This window comes from Deinococcus aquatilis DSM 23025 (assembly GCF_000378445.1).
GTDB lineage: Bacteria > Deinococcota > Deinococci > Deinococcales > Deinococcaceae > Deinococcus > Deinococcus aquatilis.
Map to the genome: position 1 here is coordinate 218,131 of NZ_KB899696.1, position 23,003 is coordinate 241,133.

24 protein-coding genes, 2 tRNA genes and 1 riboswitch are annotated in these 23,003 nt (G+C 61.0%); of the genes, 5 read left to right on the forward strand and 21 right to left on the reverse strand.

What is annotated here, in order from left to right:
• Nucleotides 1-183: 183 nt before the first annotated feature.
• Nucleotides 184-1,734, forward strand: a complete 1,551-nt coding sequence (gene ilvA, locus F561_RS0102305) for a threonine ammonia-lyase, biosynthetic (protein ID WP_019008325.1) — start codon at nt 184-186, stop codon at nt 1,732-1,734.
• 344 nt (nt 1,735-2,078) lie between these two features.
• On the opposite strand, the gene F561_RS0102310 is transcribed toward ilvA, so the two are convergent.
• The 10 genes from F561_RS0102310 to F561_RS0102350 all read right to left on the reverse strand — a co-directional run bounded on the left by F561_RS0102310 (nt 2,079) and on the right by F561_RS0102350 (nt 8,095).
• Nucleotides 2,079-3,056 carry a hypothetical protein gene (locus tag F561_RS0102310; protein WP_051096806.1) on the reverse strand — a complete coding sequence of 326 codons (978 nt, stop codon included), beginning with the start codon at nt 3,054-3,056 and terminating at the stop codon, nt 2,079-2,081.
• Nucleotides 3,053-3,775, reverse strand: coding sequence for a M23 family metallopeptidase (locus F561_RS0102315; RefSeq protein WP_051096796.1), 723 nt, complete (start codon nt 3,773-3,775; stop codon nt 3,053-3,055). The genes F561_RS0102310 and F561_RS0102315 overlap by 4 nt, the downstream gene beginning before the upstream one ends.
• Nucleotides 3,776-4,069: 294 nt before the next feature.
• Complete coding sequence (locus tag F561_RS24560; protein ID WP_157451480.1) at nt 4,070-4,549, reverse strand: hypothetical protein; 480 nt, start codon at nt 4,547-4,549, stop codon at nt 4,070-4,072.
• A 181-nt stretch (nt 4,550-4,730) separates the two neighbouring features.
• Nucleotides 4,731-4,815: riboswitch (cyclic di-GMP riboswitch) on the reverse strand.
• Nucleotides 4,816-5,152: 337 nt separating this feature from the next.
• Nucleotides 5,153-5,482 carry an IS1/IS1595 family N-terminal zinc-binding domain-containing protein gene (locus F561_RS30460; RefSeq protein WP_425386910.1) on the reverse strand — a complete coding sequence of 110 codons (330 nt, stop codon included), beginning with the start codon at nt 5,480-5,482 and terminating at the stop codon, nt 5,153-5,155.
• Nucleotides 5,483-5,582: 100 nt separating this feature from the next.
• Nucleotides 5,583-5,843: a hypothetical protein gene (locus F561_RS0102330; RefSeq protein ID WP_019008330.1), complete on the reverse strand. Its 261-nt coding sequence runs from the start codon at nt 5,841-5,843 to the stop codon at nt 5,583-5,585.
• 119 nt (nt 5,844-5,962) lie between these two features.
• Nucleotides 5,963-6,349 (reverse strand): response regulator, encoded by a 387-nt coding sequence (locus F561_RS24565; protein WP_019008331.1) that lies wholly within the window; start codon nt 6,347-6,349, stop codon nt 5,963-5,965.
• Between the two features lie 80 nt (nt 6,350-6,429).
• Nucleotides 6,430-6,849 (reverse strand): response regulator, encoded by a 420-nt coding sequence (locus F561_RS0102340; protein WP_019008332.1) that lies wholly within the window; start codon nt 6,847-6,849, stop codon nt 6,430-6,432.
• Nucleotides 6,850-7,572: 723 nt separating this feature from the next.
• Entirely contained in the window at nt 7,573-7,707 is a 135-nt protein-coding gene (locus F561_RS30270) for a hypothetical protein (protein WP_281166567.1), read from the reverse strand.
• Nucleotides 7,708-7,928: 221 nt separating this feature from the next.
• Nucleotides 7,929-8,003 (reverse strand) — tRNA-Val (locus F561_RS0102345).
• 18 nt (nt 8,004-8,021) lie between these two features.
• Nucleotides 8,022-8,095: transfer RNA gene (locus F561_RS0102350), tRNA-Cys, on the reverse strand.
• 157 nt (nt 8,096-8,252) lie between these two features.
• Between F561_RS0102350 and F561_RS0102355 the strand changes: the two genes are divergently transcribed.
• A complete protein-coding gene (locus F561_RS0102355; protein WP_019008333.1) occupies nt 8,253-9,380 on the forward strand; it encodes an AI-2E family transporter in 1,128 nt (375 codons plus the stop codon).
• 15 nt (nt 9,381-9,395) lie between these two features.
• Here F561_RS0102355 and F561_RS0102360 read toward each other — a convergent pair whose 3' ends face one another.
• Nucleotides 9,396-9,773 (reverse strand): VOC family protein, encoded by a 378-nt coding sequence (locus F561_RS0102360; protein WP_019008334.1) that lies wholly within the window; start codon nt 9,771-9,773, stop codon nt 9,396-9,398.
• A gap of 22 nt (nt 9,774-9,795) precedes the next feature.
• Here F561_RS0102360 and F561_RS24570 point away from each other — a divergent pair, with 22 nt between their 5' ends.
• The 3 genes from F561_RS24570 (at nt 9,796) to F561_RS0102380 (ending at nt 12,754) form a co-directional block, all read left to right on the forward strand.
• Nucleotides 9,796-10,446, forward strand: a complete 651-nt coding sequence (locus F561_RS24570; protein WP_245556408.1) for a hypothetical protein — start codon at nt 9,796-9,798, stop codon at nt 10,444-10,446.
• Between the two features lie 410 nt (nt 10,447-10,856).
• Complete coding sequence (locus F561_RS0102375) at nt 10,857-11,888, forward strand: aldo/keto reductase (protein ID WP_026298543.1); 1,032 nt, start codon at nt 10,857-10,859, stop codon at nt 11,886-11,888.
• Between the two features lie 119 nt (nt 11,889-12,007).
• Nucleotides 12,008-12,754 carry a chlorite dismutase family protein gene (locus F561_RS0102380; protein WP_026298544.1) on the forward strand — a complete coding sequence of 249 codons (747 nt, stop codon included), beginning with the start codon at nt 12,008-12,010 and terminating at the stop codon, nt 12,752-12,754.
• A 246-nt stretch (nt 12,755-13,000) separates the two neighbouring features.
• Here the strand turns inward: F561_RS0102380 and F561_RS0102385 are convergent, their stop codons facing one another.
• From F561_RS0102385 to F561_RS0102430, 10 genes are all read right to left on the reverse strand, one after another.
• The gene (locus F561_RS0102385) at nt 13,001-13,459 is read right to left on the reverse strand and encodes a DUF3995 domain-containing protein (RefSeq protein WP_051096798.1); all 459 of its coding nucleotides are present in this window, start codon (nt 13,457-13,459) and stop codon (nt 13,001-13,003) included.
• A 747-nt stretch (nt 13,460-14,206) separates the two neighbouring features.
• Nucleotides 14,207-14,620 carry a hypothetical protein gene (locus F561_RS28560; protein WP_157451482.1) on the reverse strand — a complete coding sequence of 138 codons (414 nt, stop codon included), beginning with the start codon at nt 14,618-14,620 and terminating at the stop codon, nt 14,207-14,209.
• 484 nt (nt 14,621-15,104) lie between these two features.
• Nucleotides 15,105-15,287 carry a hypothetical protein gene (locus tag F561_RS28565; RefSeq protein ID WP_157451483.1) on the reverse strand — a complete coding sequence of 61 codons (183 nt, stop codon included), beginning with the start codon at nt 15,285-15,287 and terminating at the stop codon, nt 15,105-15,107.
• A 130-nt stretch (nt 15,288-15,417) separates the two neighbouring features.
• Entirely contained in the window at nt 15,418-16,110 is a 693-nt protein-coding gene (locus tag F561_RS0102400) for a response regulator (RefSeq protein ID WP_019008341.1), read from the reverse strand.
• Nucleotides 16,107-17,384 carry a DUF4097 family beta strand repeat-containing protein gene (locus F561_RS24575; protein ID WP_211214789.1) on the reverse strand — a complete coding sequence of 426 codons (1,278 nt, stop codon included), beginning with the start codon at nt 17,382-17,384 and terminating at the stop codon, nt 16,107-16,109. The genes F561_RS0102400 and F561_RS24575 overlap by 4 nt, the downstream gene beginning before the upstream one ends.
• Nucleotides 17,381-19,189: a sensor histidine kinase gene (locus F561_RS0102410; RefSeq protein ID WP_040379513.1), complete on the reverse strand. Its 1,809-nt coding sequence runs from the start codon at nt 19,187-19,189 to the stop codon at nt 17,381-17,383. Before F561_RS0102410 ends, F561_RS24575 begins: the two co-directional genes overlap by 4 nt.
• Before the next feature lie 110 nt (nt 19,190-19,299).
• Nucleotides 19,300-19,971, reverse strand: coding sequence for a Crp/Fnr family transcriptional regulator (locus tag F561_RS0102415; RefSeq protein WP_019008344.1), 672 nt, complete (start codon nt 19,969-19,971; stop codon nt 19,300-19,302).
• A gap of 62 nt (nt 19,972-20,033) precedes the next feature.
• Nucleotides 20,034-20,270 (reverse strand): ferredoxin family protein, encoded by a 237-nt coding sequence (locus F561_RS0102420; protein WP_019008345.1) that lies wholly within the window; start codon nt 20,268-20,270, stop codon nt 20,034-20,036.
• 111 nt (nt 20,271-20,381) lie between these two features.
• On the reverse strand, nt 20,382-21,158 hold the full coding sequence (locus F561_RS0102425; protein ID WP_019008346.1) for a BON domain-containing protein: 777 nt from the start codon (nt 21,156-21,158) through the stop codon (nt 20,382-20,384).
• 128 nt (nt 21,159-21,286) lie between these two features.
• Entirely contained in the window at nt 21,287-22,705 is a 1,419-nt protein-coding gene (locus tag F561_RS0102430; RefSeq protein WP_019008347.1) for a M1 family metallopeptidase, read from the reverse strand.
• Nucleotides 22,706-23,003 lie beyond the last annotated feature (298 nt).

Genomic DNA, 23,003 nt, shown 5'->3' on the forward strand with positions numbered 1-23,003 from the left:
TGCCACGCCTCTTGTCTACCCTTCCCCCTGCTCTCGCCCCCATCCCCGCCTATGCTGAAGCTATGAAGTACGGGCGAATTATTCAGAGATTCGGGGAGCGACGCTTCCGGCTCTGACGCGCCGTAATGCCCACCCCCCGCCGATCTGGTGGGGGGTTTTTTTGAATCTTAAGGAGACACAGACATGATGCAGGCCAACGAATTCAGACCCGGAACCCTCGACGCGATGGATGTGCTGCGGCTGGCGCTGACCAGCAAGGTGTACGGCGCGGCCATCGAAACGGCGCTCAGCGAGGCTCCGGGCCTCAGCAGGCGCACGGGCAACCGGGTTTTGCTGAAACGGGAAGATCAGCAGCCTATCTTTTCATTCAAGATTCGCGGCGCGTACAACAAGATGAGCCAACTGACGGCGGCAGAAGCGGCACGCGGCGTCATTTGCGCTTCGGCGGGCAACCACGCGCAGGGGGTGGCATTTGCGGCGCAGGCCCTCGGCATCCGCGCCGTGATCGTGATGCCCGCCACCACGCCCGACATCAAGGTGCAGGCGTGCAGGCAGCGAGGGGCAGAAGTCGTGCTTCATGGCGACAGTTTCAGCGACGCGGAGGCCCACGCTTACGGCCTTCAGCAGGGCTCGGGCCTGACGTTTGTGCATCCCTACGATGACCCTCTCGTGCTGGCCGGACAGGGCACGGTGGCGCTGGAACTGCTGCGGCAACTGGACGCCCCACACGGCTTTACGGTGTTCGTTCCGGTGGGCGGCGGCGGATTGATCGCGGGCGTATCCGGCGTGCTGAAGGCATTGCGGCCCGATATCCGCATCGTGGGCGTGGAACCCGACGATTCCGACGCCATGTACCAGAGCCTTCAGGCGGGCGAGCGCGTACGGCTGGACACGGTGGGGATCTTTGTGGACGGCGTGGCGGTCAAGCAGGTGGGCGCGTACACCTTCGACCTCACGCGGCGATATGTAGATGACTGGGTGCGCGTGAACACCGATGAAGTGTGCGCCGCCATCAAGGACGTCTTTGACGACACCCGCGCCGTGATGGAACCCGCCGGGGCTTTGGCTGTGGCTGGCCTCAAAAAATACGCCGCCGAACACGAACTGCAGGATGAAACGCTGGTGGCCCTGACCTGCGGGGCAAACGTGAATTTTGACCGCCTGCGCCATGTGGCCGAGCGTGCCGAAATAGGCGAGCAGCGCGAGGCAATCCTGGCCGTGACCATTCCCGAACGTCCCGGCGCATTCCGCCAATTTATCGAGGTCATCGGCGGGCGGGCCATCACCGAATTCAATTACCGCTACGCACCCCGCAGCGAGGCCCAGATTTTTGTGGGCGTGCAACTGGCGCAGGCTGGGCAGCGGCCCGCACTGGTGCGCCAACTCACCGATCTGGGTTACGCCGTCACCGACTTGACCGAAGACGAACTGGCAAAGGTGCATGTGCGCCACATGGTGGGAGGCCGTGCCCCCGAAGCCACCGACGAGCGCGTGTATTCCTTCACCTTCCCCGAACGCCCCGGCGCACTGCTGGAATTCCTGACCCACCTGCACGCGGGCTGGAATATCAGCCTGTTCCATTACCGCAACCACGGCAGCGCACATGGCCGGGTCTTGGCCGGAATTCAGGTGCCAGACGCCGAAATGAACGCCTTCGCCACCTTTCTGGACGGACTGGGCTACCCGGCAGAAGACGCGACCCAGAACGCGGCATACAGGTTATTTTTGACATAAAAGCGGTGAGTGGTCAGTGGGAAGGGCGAACCCCCCCATTGCTCTGCAATGCCCCCCCCTCAAGGGGATGAACACACAGCCCGACACCGCCACCCCACACCGTCCCCGCCCATATCCGTGTGAGGCCGTCGTCCACGCAGTGGGCGGGCCAATTCCAACTCAGAATGAATGGGCAATTCCGCTTCAGATGAACGAGAAAGCCGAACCGAAACACGACAAGATCACTCCTCCTCAGCGGAGCGACCACTCCCCTGACCCCTCTGGGGGCGGGGGCTGGGGGGTGGGGGAATCCAACGTGGGAGAAGCCAAAAAATCCCCACCGCCAACAAACCAAAAGCCAAAGCTCACTCCGGCAGATTCACCACCCGAACATTCCCATCTCTCGCACTCAGGTAGCTGATGCGTTTTCCGTCTGGGCTGACATTCCAGTCGCCTTGCCGCACCTGATCGCCCAAATCGCCCAGGGTGCGCCAAGCCCCCGTACGGGCGTTGTATTCGCGCAGCAGATGCGGGCTGCCGTCTGGAATAAGGGGGATGACCAGCAACCGGGAAGCGTCGCGCCAACGGTAGGAACCGAAGGAATCGAGCCGCTTGGCCGCGCCCCCAGACGTGTTCTGAACCCACAAGCCGTTGCGGGCGGCGCTGTCGAACGTGACGGTATAGACCACCTGTGAACCGTCGGTGCTGAGGTTGACACCCCGGAATCCCAGAGCCGATTTCAGGGTGCGGCGTGCCCCGGTGCGGGTATCGAGCGTGAACAGGTCGCGGTCACGGCCTGCGGCGTTCAGCTTGCCGTTCAGCAGCAGGGTGCTGTCTCCGATCCAGCCGCTGATGCCCCCGCCGTAGAGGGTAGACACCTGCTTGGGCGCACCAAAGACATCGGCCACGTAGACCCGGCTGGCGCGGCGGTCAAAGTTGCCGCTGGTGTCGCTGCGGGTGTAGGCCAGGCGGGTTTCGGTTGCTGTCCAGGTCACGTCCGAGCCGCGTGTGGGCAGCGTAAATTTGCGCCCATCGCTGAGGCGCTCCAGAGTGGTGTTCTCGCCTGTACCGGGCCGCACCGCCCAGCGCAGTTTGGGCGAGAAGAAGGCCACCGAAGAAAAGCGCCGAGTGACCGCCCCGCCCTCTGACGGAACGGAATAGATTCCGGTCGCGCCCCGAACAGGCGGGCCATCCAGAAACAGCAGCGACCGCGAATCGGGTGCCCAGACTGCGCCGGGGCAACAGGTGCCCGAGAGGACGGCTTTGGAAGGCAGGGAGGCGGCCAGAGCAGAGGCCGACAGCAGCAACAAAGCAGCGGCCCGTTTCCTATCACCTCCAGTCATCTCGCACCCCCCGGCGAGGGCGGCCACGGCTGGGCAAACTCGTTCAGGAGGCGGCCACCCCGGCGCACCTCCGGCTGAGATTCGGGGGTCTGCCATTTGCGCGGGGCGCTGAGGTCGTATTCGTAGCCCCGGCCAAAGCTGCCCGCCAGCGCCAGAGAATCCCAGTCGGCGGCGATGTAGGGAAGCGGATTGAAAAACCGTTGGTGAGAGCGGTCACGCAGTTCGAGGTGAAGATGCGGCGCACTGACACAGGTGCCCTGAGAATCTCCGCTCTCGCCGACTACCTGACCCTTGGTCACGCGCACGCCGACCCGCAGAGACGAACGCACCCGCAGATGCCCGTACAGACTGCTGAGATTCCCGGCATGATCGATCACCACGTTGTGCGGCGGGCTGCCGTGAGTGCCGTCCACTTCAGCCACCACGCCGTCTCCGATGGCCCGCACGGGGGTTCCGCAGGGTGCGCTGAAATCCAGCCCCGCATGCACGCCCTGAAGGTTGCCGTAGGTACTGCGCCGCTGCCGATACGCGCCCGTGGTGTTGCCGTAGCCCTGCCCCAGCAGCCAGGAATTTGGCCCCGGCGCACCCGCGAAGGGCAACCCGAACTGCCTTGAGGGCTTGGCAATCACGCTGTCGGGCAGGGCCGCCGCGTAATGTGCCGCCGCGACTCCAACCCCCAACCCCACGGCCAGAAGCCCTGCTGCTACCCAACCTCTCATGTCCACCGCCGTTTCATGGCCGAATGCTGGCGCACCGTGCCCCGCCAAAGGGTGGGAATGGTCACAGGAAAAGGCAGGATGGCCGGGGACGAGATCGTATCCAAGTAGGTCAAAGTCAACCTAAAGATTAATCAAGCGAAGCGAGTATCGAAGAAATTACGTTGTCGTAGGCATGGACATTGATCCCGCTGTTTGGGATTAAGTGGCTGGAGCAACAACGCTGTGCTTGGTGCTTCCCATTACTCAGCCCTTCCGCATAACGACGCCTTCTTCCTTTCGGCGGCACTTCTTTTCTTACCAACTGATATTGATGCCTACTCCTCCACTCGTCTCTCCAGTTGCCAGATTAAGGCCCAGGCCCACTGGCGCACTGAGGCATAGATCAAAGATGGACTGCGGCACGCTGCTCACGCTGTAGCTCAGGCTGGCCTGATTGCTGCCCGGTACGTAGCCCAGCGAGGTGTTCTGGTTGAGGCACTTGGCCGCAGCGACCTCATAGGGAGCCTCGGCGATCACCTGTCCAAGACTGTTCCGTACCCGGATGATGCCCTGATGGGGTTCCCGCGCAAGAGCAGAAACGCTCTGCAACAGGTTGGGGCTGAGACGCAACTTGCCACTGCTGTCGGCGCGGATAATCAGGCGCGGATCGCTCGACTCGATGGTCACGTCCGCCAGAACCTCACCGATCACGGCGAAGGTCAGGTTGACCACCGAATAGCCCGTGATCATTCGCGCCTCTACCCGGCTGGGTTGAATCAGAGCGCTGGTCGCCACCTGTAGCTGGGGTGCCCTCGGCGCAATAATCGGAGTGATGTTGATTTCGGGAACAGTGAACTGAGCCAGTGATCTTGAGGTTACGCCTTTAGAACTCCCTCGGGGTTTCTGTGATCCCCGTCATTAAGCATGGTCTGCTTACCCTGCAAGGCCGTAAGCCCTGCGGCAGATTTTCCATGTCTGATCGAAAAGCCGGTCGCACCACTCGCTCCCCCCATCCGAGGTGCCCGGATTACAGGATGGGGTTCTTTGTATCTCTTCGCTTAGAGAGTTCCCGAACGAATTGAGGGGAATATGGATGCGGTTTCCTCACAGACTGCTTATTTGAGAGCCCATCAACTGGATTCATGAAGATGGGTTGTAAACCTTCCTGCATAGGGCAGTACATCATCCCCAGGTTGCTTTCAACATGTCAGTGACGGTTTTAAAGTGAACGCTGGGCAAGCTGTTGATCTGCGATTCAACCTGCCACTGAGTTGGGTTCTTTCACCCAGTAGCTTCAGTCTTGGTCTATGCATATGTTGTTGTGGCTTCAACGTAATGATGCGTTGTCAGGGCTGATCTTGGACTGCTCACGTTTTTTCTGCTGCGGGAGATTCAGGCTCAATGGTATGTAGCACAGTCTTTGATGAGGGTCTGGAGATGGCGGCAGAACCAACTCCAACTGAACCCAACTACCCGGCAAATGCCGCAGTGAGAGAGACGTTCGGAGAGGAGCCGATCAACGAGGATCACGGTTTCGGGCGAAATGGGAGTTCGGGTGTGATTCAGGGTGAACCGATGTCGGCAGGCGCGGCACAGGTCCCGCTGTTTGCCGATATGGGCATGACCGTTTTTGACGATATAGACGCCCTCACACGCTGGACATGCCAGACCGTTCATGCTCCATCGAACTGCGATTATTCCTAAGAAGCCACGACCACCCGCCTGCATAGCTTGACGGGGCCTGCATACCGCGCTATGTTAAAGAAATCAAGGCGGCCTCCGGGCCGTCTTTTCCTTTACCTCTGTTCGCAGATCAGTCCCTACCTTCCTACTCTCTCGGGCACGGCCTTACGAATTCCACGTCCAGCCAGAAGGCCGCATCCTCTTCTTCCACCTCATCTTCCAGAGTCAGCAACTCCTGCCAAGTCTCCCAGACTTGAGCCTGCACTTCGGGATGACAGCCCAAGTAATCAGCCAGCTCCAGGCGGGTCACCGGATCGGGGCCAGCGTTTCCTACACCCCGGTCTTCGCGGTAGGCGTCGTCCAGAAGATCAGCCAGCTGGACTGGGGTGAGATCACGCAGGTGCATGGGTTGGAGGGTAAAGGCGTGGTGCTGATGAAGGAGTAGAGGAGGCTTAAGGGCAAACTCAAGGGATCAATCGGTCCTCATCTGAAGCAATCCGTCTGAGCACCTTGATGCCGGGAGGCTTAGAGCGTCAGCAGGGTATGAACCAGTCGCCCAAACCCCGTAATCTCCCGGGGTTTTTCGAGGTAGGCCACCGCGCCGTGCTCCAGCACCGCCTGCACTTCCGCCGGGTGAGCGTGGCTGCTCCAGCACACCACCCGCAGGGGAAGGGGCACCTGCACCCGCAGCTCACTCAAGATCTCCATCCCGGTCTGTCTGGGCAGGTGCAGATCCAACACCACCAGTTGCGGCGGTTCCGACGACTGACAGCAAATCAAGCCACTTTCCGCGTCGGACACGGCTTCAACGTGCACCTCCGGCGCGTGGTCTTCAAAGGCCAGTCCTAACAACAGTGCGTCTTCTACACAGTCCTCAATAATCAAAACCCGGCGCACTGGAACAGAGATCACGGCTGCCCACGCCGCAAAAACATCAACATGCGGTCCAGCTTACTGGAGTACAGGGCGCTCCTACTTCATTGACAGATCATCTATGGCCGAGTGGGCAGGCGAGCCCGCGTCCAGAAGGCAATAAATTTCTCGATCTGTTCCAGAAAGGCCTGGAAGTGCATGGATTTGAGCAGGTAGGCGCTGGCATGGAGGGTATAGGCGCGGGTGATGTCCTCTTCGCTGACCGAAGTCGTGAGCATCACCACCGGAATCATCTGCGATTGTGGATGCTGCTTCAGGGCGGCCAAGACGTCAAAGCCGTTCATTTCCGGCATATTGATGTCCAACAGAATGACGTCCGGCAATGGCGCGTCGGGCGTGTCTAAGAGAGCCAGGGCGGCCTGACCGCTCTCAGCGGTGATCAACGTACAGGGCTGATCCAGCGACTCGAACGCTTCCTCAGCCAGGTAACGATCCGTCATACTGTCGTCAATCAGCAAGATGTTCAGTGGACGGGTCATCTAAGAAAGTCCAAGTTCCCGGTGCCTACACGCCAAGTCAGGTGAATCACAGCTTCACTGTAGCCGATGATCCAGAGCAAAATGACCCAGGTTCTGCTGTGTGTATGGGTTGGGCCTACTCAATAGAGAGAACCGAAACGGTGGCAGTCGGGTCACGCGGGTGCATGAGCCGGAGTAGGAGATCAGGGGAGGGAGAAGTGACCTGTCAGGCTTGGGTCTCCTACGGCCCAAAAGCAAACCGCCCAGCAGCCGAATGTATGGGGCAAAATTGTTGAAAGGAACAGGGCGGTCTATGACTCAACCTGGAGGCGAGGCGGGGTGCTGAAGCGACCGTGGCCCACGCCAGAGCAGATAGATCAATCCCAGACCAAAGAGGACGGACAGGAGAACCTGAGGAAGCACAACCAACATCAGTAGAACTTCTGCGAGAGGCATATTTCACATCCTATATAGAAAACATCACAATTTTCTTGCTTGTTCAATTCAACCCGGTTATCGCTTAAAGAATCGCCCTGGCACCTGGGAACACAGGGATGTTGGCAGGCCATGAGGGATTTGAACCCGATCCGTTACCCAGTCTTGGAGACTGACGCTCTACCAGGCTGAGCCAAAACGGCCCATGCGGCGTCTGCCACCGCTGAGGACGACTGAGGCGGGAGAGGCTCCCACACAGGGCGGGGGTCAGTATGGTTGGATGGGGCTTTCTGTAAACCTACAAAAATGTCACCCGTTTGGGCAGGCCAACCGTTTGCCGCTGGAGATGACCTGTCTCGGATCGTCGGTCAGGCCATAACAGGCTTCAGCAGCGCGGCACAGTTCGGACGGCAACTGGCGGCCTTTTTCCTCACAGTCATTCATTTTTTATCTTTGGGCACAGCAGCGCCCTCAGCTTCGGATGGGTGCCTCTCACTGAAGCGTAGGGCCTCCTCATCCGACTTCTGGGTTTGAGTCCAGCGACAGCTCGCTTGGTGTATTTCACCGTTCTGCCCGTTGCTGTATCAGTTGCCGTAAGGGAGGAAAACCGGAAAATCCGGCAGGAGATACAAAAGAAAAAACGCCCTCCAGGAAGGCGTTTTGGTTGGTAGACCCGAGCAGATTTGAACTGCTGACCCCTACAGTGTCAATGTAGTGCTCTACCCCTGAGCTACGGATCTAAACCGATGGGTGAAACTTGGAGGCGCTGACCGGACTTGAACCGGTGGTGGAGGTTTTGCAGACCTCTGCCTTACCACTTGGCTACAGCGCCGGGGGTCTGCGTATCCCTGACAACTTTGGGCGGGCGGGGCGTTGCTCCTGCCAGCGGAAGGAATCTTAGCACGGGGTCTGAAGGGTGTCTACCCTCCGGCCCGGCCCGGCCAGAGTACGCTTCAAAAGTCGGCAGGTGGTCTTAGAGTAGGTGTACTGTGACGTCACCTATTCCCACCAGAGAAGTTCAAGACAACGCATTTCAGCATGCCTGGCGAAATCCGTGGCTGAGGCTGCTGGTTTTCGGGCTGGTCGCCTACCTGGCCTACCGTTTGCTGGGGCAGATCACCAGTGTGTTGGTGGATTTTCTGGTGGCCTTCCTGATCGCCTACCTTGCCAATCCGCTGCTCAACTGGTTGCAGCGTGGGCGGGTCAAGCGCGGGCTGGGCGTGCTGTTCGTGCTGCTGATGTTCGCGGGCATCTTTGCCATGGCTGGGGCACTGATCGTCACCATCTCTGCCCAATTTATTCAACTGTTCAGGGATCTGCCAGGACAGGTGGAACAACTCAGTGCCGGAATGGATCGGCTGACCGGTTGGCTCACGGGTCTGGGCGTACCGGGCCTGGACAATGCCCGTGAACGCCTGACCGAGGCGGCACAGACCTACCTGCAAAGTCTGGAGAACAACCTCCTCCCCATCCTGCAAAATGCCCTGAGTTCTTCCAGCACGGTCTTTGCTGGCCTGCTGTCTATCGGCGGCGTGATCGGGCAGGTGCTGCTGATTTTGCTGCTCAGCGTGTACCTGATGCTGGATTACGGGCGCGTGAACGTGACCCTGCTCCGCATCTTTCCGCGCCCCTGGCAGCCGCGTGTGCTGGAATTGTCGGGGCTGATCGGCACAGCGGTCGGCGGCTACGTGCGCGGCCAACTCCTGATCGCCCTATTTATCGGCGTGTTCGTGTGGCTGGGCCTGAGTCTGCTGGGGATTCCCAGTGCCGCCGCCATCGGCTTTCTGGCGGGCGCATTCAATATCGTGCCGTATCTGGGGCCGATTATCGGGGCCACGCCCGCACTGCTGCTGGCGATGCCCGGCGGATGGATCAAGATGGTACTGGTGATCGTGGTCTTCGTGGCGGCCAACCAGATCGAAAGTAATTTTCTCAGTCCGTACATCCTCAGCAAAACCACCGACCTGCACCCGATTACTGTGCTGGTGGCGATTCTGGTGGGCGTGGCGCTGCTGGGATTCGTGGGTGCGCTGCTGGCCGTGCCTGCGGTGGCGCTGGGCAAACTGCTGCTGGAGAAGTATTACTACGGCAGCCGCACCTATACCGAAGGGCCATAAGGGGCGCCTCCTGGCTCAGGCGTCGGCCTGCAACAGTTCGACCTGCCGCCCGTCGGGGTCCTGAACGAAGGCCATGTCACGCCCGCTGGGACTGGGTTGCAGATCCCGCGTGACCACCACGCCCGAGGCCCGCAGCACGGGAAGCAGGCCGCGCAGGTCGGGCACGTACAGGGCAATATGTTCGGCCCAGTGCTTTTGAGCGCCATCAGCATTCCCAGCAGGAGACTCGCCCTCTATCTGAAAAAACTGCAACAGGCCCCCGCCCAGGCGCACCACAGCCCGGTGGTAGCCCTCTTCGGTGGTCAGATTTTTTTCGACGACGCCGCCCAGCTGTCCGTAAAAGGCGAGGGTGGCGGGCAGGTCGCGGGTGAGGAACGAAACGTGTTTGAGCATGGCTCTACGGTACCCTGAGTGGGTGCCCACTGCATTTGCCCCGCCTCCCTGGACGCTGTACGGACGCGGCCTGATCGCCCTCTACCGCCCTCAAACTGCTGGAGCCACCTGGGGGGCGCTGATGCTGGTGCGCTACAGGGATTCTCCAGTGGGGCCATACGACGAACTGCTGTGGGCCAGCGCGACTCATCCGTCGCCCGCTGGCCCGCGCCCACAGGTGCAGCAGATCGTGGTCAGCAGTGAGGCCAGCGTGCGTTGGGGCCGCCGCAATTGGGGCATTCCCAAGGGGTTGGCCCGGTTCGAGTGGCAGGAGGGCGAAGGGGGCCAGCAAGTCCGGGTCTATGCACCAGAAGGCAATCTGCTGGCACATCTGGCCTTCAGCACGCATGGGCCGACCCTGCCCGTCTCCACGGCCCCCATACCCGCCGGGTTCCGCACGTTGGCCCAACCTGTACTGGACGCCGCACCGAACGCAGGCTGGCTCCTGACCCCGGTCGGTGCCACAGGAAAAGCGCAACCCGCCCGCCTGACGGTGCTGGATGCAGCCGGATTCCACCCGTCCCTCACGCAGCTTCGGCCCCTGCTGACGCTGGCGATTCCGGACTTTCAGCTTGTTTTCCCGGTGCCAACCAAGGTGGTGGGAGAAAAACATGACGGACAGCCGAGCCTCTAAAACAAAAAATCCGCCCTGCTCGGACGGTGATAAGGTTAATATAGCGTGATATGCAGAGCATGTCAAATCATGCACACGGGTCAGAATTTTGCTGCGCTGGAGGCCGTTTTCAACTCACCTGAAAGTTCAGCACCGCATAGTCGGGCCTCTGCTCACCGAATCTCTCACCACAACTTCGGGGCATAAAAAATCCGTCCTTTTTTGGACGGTAGTGATCTTGCTCGGTCACACTTGCTTGATAGGGAAAAATATAGCGCGTTATGCAGGCTGAGTCAAATCATGCACAGTGGCAAAATTTCTACCGTGCTGGACAACCTTTATCCGGGAATTCCAGCAACGCTGCTGCATACCGCCGCCTGACCTGTCGGTCGGGGTGCATTGTCCCGGCGGCACAGTGGAATAGTGCAGACATGGAATATAGGAAGCTTTTGGGCACCGACCTGACCCTCAGCGCCGTGGGCTTTGGCGTGTGGACGGTAGGAACGACGTGGTGGGGCGTGAAAGACGAGGCCGTCGCCGTGCGTCTGCTGCGCCGCGCCTTTGAATTGGGCATCACTTTTTTTGATAATGCGGATACCTACGCCTCGGGCCGCGCCGAGGAATTGCAGCGTAAGGCGCTGGGAGATGTACGCGATCAACTGATCATCGGCACCAAATTCGGCTACGACATCTACAACAACCCCGAACGCCCCGGCCAGCAGGAGCGCCCGCACGACTGGACGCCCGCCTATTTGCGCAAGGCGCTGGAGGGCAGCCTGACCCGCCTGGGCACAGACCGCATTGATTATTACCAACTACACAACCCGCGCCTGGACGCCATTGCTCCCGGTTCCGCACAGAGCGACGACCTGTTTGCCGAACTGGAAGCCCTGAAATCCGAGGGCCTGATTCGGGCCTACGGCACGGCGCTGGGGCCAGCCCTCAACGAACGTCAGATTGAAGAAGGCATTGCCAGCGTGCGGGATCGCCGCGCCCCCACCCAGATTATTTACAACCTGCTGGAACAGATGCTGGGCGAACAGATTTTGCCCGTGGCCGAGGCCGAGGGCGTGGGCGTGATGGCCCGCGTACCGCACGCATCGGGGCTGCTGGAAGGCTATATGACGCTGGACACCACCTTTGAACCCGGCGACCACCGCAACTGGCGCATGACCACCAACGAGAAGCGCAAGGCGTGGATGGAAGACGGACTGAAGAAGGTGGAGCAGTTGCAGGCCGAATTCCTGAACGGGCGCACGATTGGGCAACTGGCCCTGCAATTCGCGCTGCGTTCCCCGGCGATGGCGTCGGTGATTCCCAATATTTACGATGAAAAAGGGCTGGAAGAATACGCCGCCCCAGCTGCCGCGCCACTGACCGATGCCGAATACGCGGGCATTCAGACCCTGTACGCCGCCAATTTTGGCCTGAACACCAACCTGATCGGAGAGGTCGTGCGATGAGTGGAGACAAGGATATGAGCAGCGAGCAACCCAACCAGACCCCAGCACAGACTCAGGACACGCCGCCCACGCCCACAGGCCGTCCCAGTGGCGCAGCAGCGGGCGGGGGCCGTCCCAAAATGATGGTGGACCTCGATCCCAGCGGGCAAGTGACCGGGCGCGAGCCTGACCGGGCCAACCGCCAATTCCTGAACTACGCCTTTTTCAAGCTCGATCCGGCTTTTCGCCGCCTGCCACACGCCGAACGCGAGGAATTGAAGGCCGAGTTTCTGGCCGCCGCACAGGGCTGGGTCGAGGACGCCCCCGCTCCCAAAGGACTGATTCAGCGCCCGTATTCGCTGGTGGGTGTGCGCTCGGACGTGGATTTTATGCTGTGGCGCATTGCCTTTGACGTGCGCGAGTTTCAGGAAGCGCAGGGCCGCCTGAACCGCACCCGGCTGATGGGCTACCTAACCCAGCCCTACAATTTTGTGAGCATGAACAAGCGCAGCCAGTACGTGAACCGCGTGGAGGGCAGCGGGCACGGGCTGGAAGTCCTTCCTGGGCAGGGGCAATACCTGTTTATCTATCCGTTCGTCAAAACGCGGGCATGGTACGACCTGACGCCGCACAGCCGTCAGGGAATGATGGACGAGCATATTCACGCCTCGGTGCCGTTTAAGGGGGTGCGGATCAACACCAGTTACAGCTACGGCATCGACGATCAGGAATTCGTGGTGAGTTTCGATTCCGATTACCCGCAGGAATTCGTGGATCTGGTGCACCGCCTGCGCTACACGCAAGCCAGCCTGTACACCCTCACCGACACGCCCATGTTTACCTGTGTCAAAAAAGAGTTGGCGGGCGTGCTGGACGATCTGGGCTGAAGCTAGACCAGCCGGGCTGCGGAGGCGAAACATGCTTTCCGCAGCCCGGCTGTCTCTGGCGTGATCGCTTTATACATTCGGCTTCTCTCTGATCACCGCTCAAGACCGTCCAGCACAGCGAAATTCGCTTGGGTTCGATTAGGTTGACATGCCCTGCATACCGCGCTATATTTATCTTATCACCGTCCGAGCAGGGCGGATTTTTTGTTTTGGGTGCGCCTACTTGAGAACTTCCGCTACTGAGCGTCAATCATCCTTCCTGAATCGGTGCAGACCCAACACCGCGTAGAGTGCGGCCAGCACCATACACAGCGGCGTATAGAACCGGGCATCCAAGCGGGCAAACTGCATATCTGACGGCTGGCGTGTCAGGCCCACGCTGCGGCCATCACCCACTGCCCGCAGCAAAAACACAGCGGCAATGAAGCGCAGAGGCCAGCGCAACTGTGTTCCATTGCTTGACCTTGCCAGTAGGGCCGCGCCGCTCATCGCGCCCAGACCTGCGGCCACCAGCAGCGTCAGCGCACTGGACGGCATGAAGGCTGGCTGGCCCGCTTTGGTTTGAGGTAGGGCGGCACTCAGCCCGGCACGTCCCCCGGCAGCCCAGTACAGGTGCACGCCGCACAAACTTCCGGTAATCAGGGAAGCCGTAGCAGAAGCCAAGCGCGGGGCGGCAGAGGAAAATGACCCTGACTTGAATGACATAGGGTGATCAGACACTTTTTGCTGCGGAGAAATGTCCTGCTCAGGTCAGGTCGCGCCCGGTTCGCGCCAGCAGCAACAGGCCGTAGCCCAGCGCAGAGGCGGTCAGGGTCATACGCGGTCAGGGTCATACACAGGGAGGCAGGAAAAGGAAGCGCCAGCGAAAGCAGAAAGGTCAGGGACAGGGACACCAGCACCCAGACAGCAAGCAGTTTCACGGGGCGGCGCGACATGAGATCAGCCTGAGCGGACGTGGTGACGCGAGTCTGACGGGCCAACCATTTGAGGGTACAGACCTTAGCGGTTCGCACGGATTCCGTAGCAAAAGTTTTGCTCTGGCGTTGGCCCCAGATCAGGCCCAAGCCGTAGCCGACAAAGGGCAAAACGAGACCGAGCACGAAGAGCAGGCCAAAATCCGTAGCACTCCAGAGAGGGAACACCAAGACGTCAGAAACCAAGCCTGCGCAAACGCCCCACCAGGCGCTGAGGTGCGGTTGAGTTTGAAGGGTTCTGTTGGCCCGCACGCGCAGCAAGATCATGGGCAACAAGACAACCCTGACAACACATCCAAACTGAAAAGGAGCATAAATAAAATGGTCGCAAACGATGTATATGGAATGTCATCAGCTCTAATTCCGGCAAAACCTAAGAACCCGTTTAGGGCTTTTCTTCCCGCTCAAGACAAGGAATATCAATCATTATCTATTGAGTAGATTTATTTGTGTTTAGCGATAAACACACTAAACTGATTCACTGCTCATAAACATCTCCCTCTATTAGTAGTTGATTCCAAAGTGCATCTATATCCCAAAGATCAACTACTCTCATAGAGTCTGTAACAAACAATCCAGGTATTTCATTTACTTTAAAAACTCCTGAAAAAACTTCAAGCGATGGCTTTCCTCTGTACTCGATTTCCATCCATATATAATCATCTAGTCCGAAATCTTCTGATTGCCAGTATTCATCAGCCAAATATGGCTTATCAAGAGCGTATGTTTTTGGCAGATAAGCATAACCGTTACTTTCTTTTCCATCCCCAAAAATCAAATACCTCCTTTCGGTTAAAAATCTGCCAGATTCAGAATAATCCTCATAATTTTCCATGACTCTTATAACATCTTCAAGCAATTTACTAGCGAAGATCACTATTATACCATTCATGGTCTAATCACCTTTAACAGGTCTTTGATATCAACCACAATTACTCCTCTTGCCTCATTCACGTCTCTCGTCTCTGAAGTATAACCATTGCTTAACTGCCCAATTGGGGCTTTGATTGGTAGTAAGGTAAGCACATTGCACTTGAATATAGATAAGCGTCGCTTCAACTAGCCTCAGGCGAGCAAGGCGGGTCATGCTTAACTCTACATACTAAATGCGCTGTACTTAACTATCTTTCTTAGATCTAGCGCCAGCAGCGGAAGCACTATCGGCCACAGCCAAGATCTAAGCGGAAGCGTGGGACTTCTTGCTTTGGCTCCCGCCACAGTAACCCACCCACAACGCCGCCCAACAAAGCAGCGAGCAAGAGGGGAAAGAACCATCCCAGAAGAACATAGGGACGCATAGGCACACTGCTATTGATAACGGGGTAGGTTCGCATCAAATCTGTCCTCCGCGCTCATCAATGTCAGAGAATGCGAGGTCAATGCAGACCAACACTGTTCTCAATATCAGCCTGAAGATGGTCAGGCATCAGCAGATAAAAGTTCACCGAGGTAGCCACCATCGTCACGCCCAAGCCTGCGCCCCACGCCGCGCCTTTGTAGCGCTGGGCCAACCAAACACAGAGCCCAACCATGAAGGCTGTCGGGAGAAGAAACAGCATCGCAAAGAAGACAAAAAGGTGACTATTCCCCTGCTGTAACAGTATCCCCGCGCCACACTGACCAAACTCCCCAGCAGTGGCACACCCAGCATCAGCACAGGCAGGGCAAACGGCGGAAGGGGACGCAGATTCACCCTTCATCCAGGGTTGCCAGCCCGTGCCGCAGCGCGTAGAGGGCGGCCTGAGTGCGGCTTTCTAGTCCCAATTTGCCCAGCAGGCGACTGACATGGGTTTTGACGGTGGCTTCAGCCACGCCCTGATCCTGAGCAATATCGCGGTTGGAATGGCCGTGGGCAATCAGTTGCAGCACGATCACTTCTTTGGGCGTCAGGTTCTCGCGCATCTCGGGCGAGCGGAAATCGCGCACCAGACGGCGGGCTGCTTCGGGGTGCAGCCGAACTTCTCCGCGTGCAGCGGCATGAATGGCCTCGGCCAGCGTATCGCTGGAGGCGTCCTTGAGCATGTAGCCCATCGCCCCGGCATCGATCGCGCCGTTGACCTTATGTTCTTCCAGCGTGCTGGTCAGGGCAATCACTTCGGTGTCGGGCAATTGACGGCGCAGGAGGCGAATGGCGGTAATGCCGTCCATCACGGGCATCATCAGGTCCATGACCACCACGTCGGGGCGAAGGCGGGCCGCTTCAAGGAGGGCTTCTTCGCCGTTGGCCGCCTCGCCCACCACGTCTATCAGGGGATCAAGGCCCAGAAACAGGCGCAGGCCCTGGCGCACCACTGCATGATCGTCGACCAGCAGGACGCGCACCGTGCGGCTGGAAATGGGGGCGTCAGGGGTCTGATTGTCGGATGCTGGGGGTCGCGTCATGGATTCCTCCGGGGGTCGGACGTGCTGTCTGGAGTGGGGTTGGCTGCGGGAGGGCTGGCTGAACTGGCTGGGAGTGAGGGAACTGCGAAATCGTCGGTCGCCGCGGCGTCGGTGTAGGCCAGAGTAAAGGCGGTGGCAGGCGCGTCCACGAACACGTCCAGCGCCGGGGGAATGAAGGGTGGCGGAGCCTGCGAGGCCGCTTCTGGTGGGGCGGCCCCTTCTGGCACCGTCTCCCCTGCCCGCGTCTGTGCATCTGCCTGTGCATTTTCCGGTACATCTGCCGCAACAGGCAGCGGCAACACCAGTGGATCACGGTCGGTAAAGCGCACGCGCAGGCTGAGGGCCTGCGGCACCCGCAAGAGGACCCGGCCCACCCCGGCGCGAATATCGAGGCTGCCGCGTGTGCCGGGGCACACACTGACAGTCACATTGCCCCGGCCCACATTCACGCTGCTGCGGCCCGACCCCGGCAAGGTCAGGCGCACGTTGCCGCCCGACGCACCCACGCTCAGCGTCTGCACCCGCGCCGCGCCCAGATTCAGGGCCAGATTGCCGCCGTCGGCATTCACGCGCAGGGCTTCTGGAGCGGCTCCGGTGGGGGCCAGCACGGTCACGGCTCCGGTATCGCTCACGATGGACAGCGGCCCGCTCTGGCGTGCTGGAATGATGATATTCAGCTTGCCAAAGGTTGTCCGGGTGGTCAGGGCACGCAGTCTGAGGGCGCTGAGATCCAGGGTCTGATCGCCCGTGACCGTGCGGGTGGTGAGGGTAATCGGCAGGCCCCGGTTCAGACGCAGATCCAGGCGGTGTTGCAGCGGCTCTGGCCCCCCATTCACGGCCACGCCGCGCTGAAGCGGCTGTACGTTCAGGATCACGGCGGCGGTCATGGTGGCCCCCTTCAGACCCGTGGCCCCCAGGGTGCCGCCCGTGCGGGAGGTGGTGACGCTGACCGGATTACGGGTGCGGTGCGTGGCTGTGCCGCCCAACAGATCGGCGCTGCCGGGGGCCAGCGAATCCAGCCTCAGGTCGGTTCGGTCGCCTTCCAGCCGCACGGCCGCCGCTGCCAGCCCATCCTGCGAGAGATTGATGGGCGTGAGGCTGCCGCGCAGGCCCGGAGTGGGGCGCACCGTGACCGTATTCCAGGCCAACGTTCCGCCCAGGGCAGCCAGCCCCAGCCCCAGCGCCATTCGTGCCAGCACCGGAGGAATCGGCTGTCCAGTCTGATTGACGGAACGGGAGGTGGCCGGAGGAGGCCCGGAAGGAGTGCGGGTCATGGCTGTGCCCCGGTCGATACGGCGGGGGGTTGAGGTTCAGACGGGGCAGCAGGCAGACGCAGCGTGACCGTGGTTCCTGAATCTGCTCCCGGCGCGGTTTCCGACTGTGTTCCCGAGACGGTGGCCCTCACGCTCCGCACTTCCAGCGTGCCGCCCGCACCCGCCGCCCGCTCGCGCATACTGCGCTGGCCCAGCGTGCCCCGGCCCTGTAGATCGGGATCGAAACCACGCCCATTGTCGCGCACGCTCAGGGTGACCCACCCGTCCGCCTGCGTCACACTCAGCCACACCTGAGAAGCGCGGGCGTGCTTGACCACGTTATGCAGGGCTTCCTGCGCCACGCGGTAGGCCGCAGCCTGGGCATCGGGCGTGAGATGGGGTTCGGCGGGCAGGTCGGCAAACACCGTCAGGCCGTGACGGGCTTCCATCGCCTGGGCATGTCCGGTCAGGGCTGCCACCAGCCCGCCTTCTTCCAGGGCGTCCGGGCGCAGGCTGAACAGCAGGGCCTTCATTTCCGACACGCCGCCCTCGGCCAGCCGAATCGTGTAATCCAGGCTGGCGCGGGCTTTTTCGGTATCCCGGTCCAGGGTGGCGCGGGCGGTTTTGGCTCCCAGCGTGATGCCGTACAGAGCCTGTGCCACGCTGTCGTGCAGTTCGCGGGCCAGGCGGGCGCGTTCCTGTTCTCCGGCCCGTGTGCCTGCACGCTCGATCAATTGGGCGGCGTGCAGGGCGGTTCCGGCATGGTCAGCAATGCTGAGTAAAAAGGCCAGTTCATCGGGGCCGGGGCGCGTGCCGGGAGCGTACACCGCCCGCAACGTGCCGCCGTCCAGCACCTCTGCCGAGGGCGGCAGCGTGACCGAAAAAGAGACCAACGTGGCCCCGCCCGCCGCAAAGCGCACGTCGGCCTCTCCCTGCGGTACAGGCGCGGGCTGAACAGACAACGACCACTCGGCGGGAAACGTACCGCTCGACGCCCTGGGGCTGCCATCCGGCGACAGGAGCGCCACGGCCTGCGCGGTACTTGCCAGGCGGGCCTGCACAGCGAGGTCGGCCAACGTCGCCTCCAGATCGTCGCCCAGCGCCACCCGGCCCGCAGCCCGGCGCAGGGCCATCACCTCTCGCCGCGCCGCCTCATAGCCCATGTCGCCGCCCAGCAGGGCCAGGGTCAGGCGCGTCCACATCCGGCCCATCAGGTTCAGCACGCCGCCCAGCACCAGCAGGCTGCCGCAGCCCAACAGCAGCAGTCCGGCCACCACCGGCAACCCCGGCATGACGGTCGAATCCCGCCAGACCAGCGGAAACAGCGGCGGATGGAGCCACCACAACGGCGAGGCCAGTGCCCCCAGCGTCAGCGCCAGCAGCGTTCCCAGCACCAGCCAGCACAGCGCCGCCAGAGGAAACTGCACCACATGAAACAGCAGCGCCCGGTAGGTGGCCGGGTCGGACAGGGTGGCCCGCACCCAGGGCCACACACCCGTATAGGCCGGAAGCGGCCCCGCCCGGACGAACGATACGCCCAACAACCCAGCCAGTACGCGCTGTACATCGGCCAGTCCGCCTACCAGCCAGAGTGCGCCCAGCAGCAAGGCCGCGCCGACCACCAGCGCCAGGGTCAGGACGCCGCCCACCACGCCCACCGTCAGCAGCCCCACGACCAGACCGCCCGCCGGGAGCGCCAACAACACGTACAGCGCCACCCGGAAAGCGTAAGGGTCGATCACGTCGGCAAACAGCCTGTGCCACACGCCGCGCCGGGCGTGAGAGGAGGGTGGAAGGGGCGGCTGGGCGGTCATGGCCCTCATCATGCACGCAGGTTAAGGGGTGTGGGTGTGCGGGGCGTCCGCCGAAAGAGGGAAGGAGCGGGGCAGACAGGGTTTAAGAGGCTGAGGCCCTTCCTGAGACGCCTTTCCCAGGCTTACCCCACGATCTGCCGGAGCCGCACCACATCCGTCACGCGCACGGTTCGGCGCTCCAGGGCGATCAGGCCCAGGCGGTAAAACTCGCCCAGTTTGCGGCTGACCACTTCGGGCACGCTGCCCAGCTCGGCGGCGAGGGTACTGTTGGTGGGCAGCAGAAAACCGCCGGATTGGGCATGTTCCAGCAGGTAAGCGGCCAGGCGTGCGCCAAGTTCAGTCAGCACCAGCCGCTGCATTCGCGCCGTCAATTCGGCCTCCCGGCGTGCCAGGTGCGCCACCAGTGCGCGCGAAAGTTCGGGGGAAGCGAAGACCGTCTGCCGCACCTGAGAAGCAGGCAGGCTCAGCACCCGCGCAGGCGTGAGGGCCGTCAGAGTGGCCGCATACCGTCCAGGGTCGGCTGAGCCACCATCCAAAAACACTTCGCTGCCGCCCGCCACCTGCCGCGCTCCGGCCACAAACAGAGTCAGTTCCCGGCCACCGGGCGCGAGGCTCGACGCGTGAACCGTGCCCGATTCCACCACAAAAAGCGTCTCGGCAGCTTCTCCTTGCCGTGCCAGTACCGTTCCCGCTGCGCTGTTCTGTAGGCGGGCCAGGGCCGCCAACGGCGCAAGGGCCTGTGCCGACGCTTCTGCAAACAGCGGGGTCAGGCGCAGGAGGGCCGGAATATCCATGCTGTCATGCTGGCACGCCCACAGACTGAAGATGGACCCTCAGAACAGAGGACCTCACGGCATCAGAGCGAAAAATGGGCGCGGTTACGGGCAATAAAGTCGTACTGATCGGCAGGCACGTCCTGTTCATCAAAAATGGCGCTGACGGGACAGGCAGGCACGCACGCGCCGCAGCCAATGCACTCTTCGGGATGAATGACGAACTGATCTCCGGCATCGTAAATACATTCCACAGGGCAAACTTCGGTGCAGGCACTGTCTTTGACGCCCACGCAGGGACCGGTGATGACATGAATCATGCGCCCTAGCTTGCCGCGCTTACGGCCCCTGTGCCATGACCTGAGTCAAGCCCGGTCAAGACAAAACAGCGCCGCCTCCCAACTCGGAAGCGGCGCTGAGATCAGGCTTCCTCAGCTGGGAATGCGGAGTTTCTGGCCCACCTTGATCAGGTCAGGGTTGCTGATGTTGTTGTAGTGGGCAATCTTTTTGTATTCGGCGGCGTTCCCGTAGTACTTCTGGGCAATTTCACCCAGGGTGTCGCCGGCCTTCACGGTGTACACGGTGTCTCCGGTGTCGGTGTCCTTCTCCTTGGTCAGTTCCTTGGCTCCGGCGGCGACTTTCAGGCCGCTCACGTCCACCGAGGCCACACCGGGCACAGCGCGGGCCAACTGCTCGGCAAGGCGCTGCTCGTGGTCGTTGTCCACGACGCCGCGCAAGATGATGCTCTTGCCACTCTGAAGCACGTCGATGGGATCATCTTTCAGTTCGCCGTTGTTCTTGATGGCGCTGTGAACGGCCTTGGCAATCTTGCTGTTGTCCTCGGCTTCCTTGATCTCGGCTTCCAGGCTGGGGCTGGCCGCTTTTTTGGGTGCGGCGGGCGCTGGTGTGCCGATGTTGGGGGCAGAAATGCTGGGCGACGGTGTAGCGGGGGCTGCCTGAGCAGGGGCACTTGCTGGCACGGGGGTCGTTTCCTCGGCCACCAGACCACTGACATCTACGCTCTTGACGCCGTTGATGCCCTCAGCCACGATGCGCACCAGCCCTTCATAGCGGTCATTGGGCACCATGCCGCTGATGGTTACGTTGCCGCGGCTCTCCGTGACCTGAAGGCCCAGGCCTTCCAGACGGGGTTGGGCGTTGAGGGCGTCTTTCACTCGGTCGGCGGTGCTCTTTCCAAAAGGCCACATGGAGGCAGCCTACACTGGAACGCGCCTACTGTGAAATACCCCACGTTTTATAAAGAGAAGCTCAGCGGCAGCTCTCATCCAAAGTGGAAACTGCCCTTCAGCACAACAAAAAGTATGAGAACGCTCGGTCAGGGAAGGATGGGGAGCGCAGGGAGGGCCGGTGACTCGATCCAGAGCTTGAGGGCGGCCTCCCCCTCTGGCCCGACCTGGGTTTGCGCCAGCGCCAGAAGGTCAGCCGTTCTGACTGTGCCACCGCTGTAACGGGCCGTGTAGGCCTGCAAAAAAGCCCGAAATCTGTCGTCTCCTACGGCCACGCGCAGAGCGTGCAGGGCCAGTGCGCCACGCTGATACGCGCTCGTATCAAAGAGCTGTTCGGGGGTGCGGGCCACCAGCGGACGGGTACCGCGCCGGTTCAGCGTGTCCATCCAGCGGGCCGCGATGGCCTGTCCGTCCTGACCCTGAGCCTCGGCCCACAGCAGCTCGGCGTAGGTCGCAAACCCCTCGTTGAGCCAGACATCCGACCAATCGGCAGGAGTGATGGCATTACCGAACCACTGGTGCGCCAGCTCGTGCAAGGCCACTGGTTCGCGGCTGGAAGTGACCGGCATGGTGGACAGCGTGGCCGTTTCCAGCGCTGGAAGCTGAGGCGTGACCACCGCCACCCCGTAGGCCTCAAAGGGGTACGGCCCAAACCAACCCGACAGCACGCGCAGCATCTCGGCGGTGCGGGCGTAGGCCTCGCGGGTCGGTTGCGCCGTGCCCACCGGAAAATAATCGCGGCGCTGCACGGGTGAGCCGCCCACACCCACAGGCACGGCAGGCGACTCCACGCGCTCAAACTGATTGACATGGATGGCCAGGGCATAGGTGGGAATCGGCTGGGCCTGCCTAAAAACGAAGGTCTGAAACCCGCCTTCCAGTTCCGTCTGGCTTACCTGAACACCACTGGCCGCTCCCGTGAAACCTGCTGGAACCGTGATTCGCGTGGTAAAAGTGGCCTTGTCAGAGGGATGGTCGTTGCTGGGCAAAAAGGTGTGGGTGCCGTTCGGTTCGCTGAGAGTAAAGTTGGCCCCAGCTCTGGTCGCCCCGGCGCTGGCCTCATCACCGGGTACACTTTGCCAGCCCAACTCCAACGGATAACTGAAATCGGGGTCGCGAACGATGCCGGGAGCGCCCGCATAGCTGACTGTGAGGGTGGCCTCCACTCCCGGCAGCAGCGGCGCAGGTGGGACTACCAGCAACTTCTGTGCAGCGATGTCGCTGCGGAACACCACCGGGCGGCCATTCCAGCGCACTGCCGATACGGTGGGGCCAAAAAAATCCAGCTGAATCTGGGCCAGCGGTTGCGTGGCGGTCAGCGTCAGCGTGACCTCGCCCCGAAGTTCGGAGGTGCCGGGCCGGGCCACCGTGAGGGTCAGGTCGTAATTCAGCACATCCAGCCCCAACTGCCCCAGCGCCGGAAAGATGGAGTCCCCGGTGGTGCGGGCAGCTTGGAGAGGCGGCAGGGAGGGGATGTCCTGGACCTGGGCCACCTGTAACTGGGACATCTGCGCCTGGGCCTGTGCCCCAACGCCTATCAACAAACCAGTCAACACTGTTGTCAACGACTGTCTCAGTCTGTTCATTCCTTCATAGACTAGCTTAACTGTATTGATCAAATGTATTTCAATGTCTTATATGGATTCCGATTGAATTCCGTCGTTTTTAGGATTCAACCCAGGCAAAGCAATTAGAAAAAAGACGGACTCGGCTGGGGGACCGACAAAAGTCATGTGAAGCCTTGGATGAGGTGCCAGCGGAGTGGGGAACTTCGTCGGCGTGAGGGTTCGGGATCAACGTTTGAGG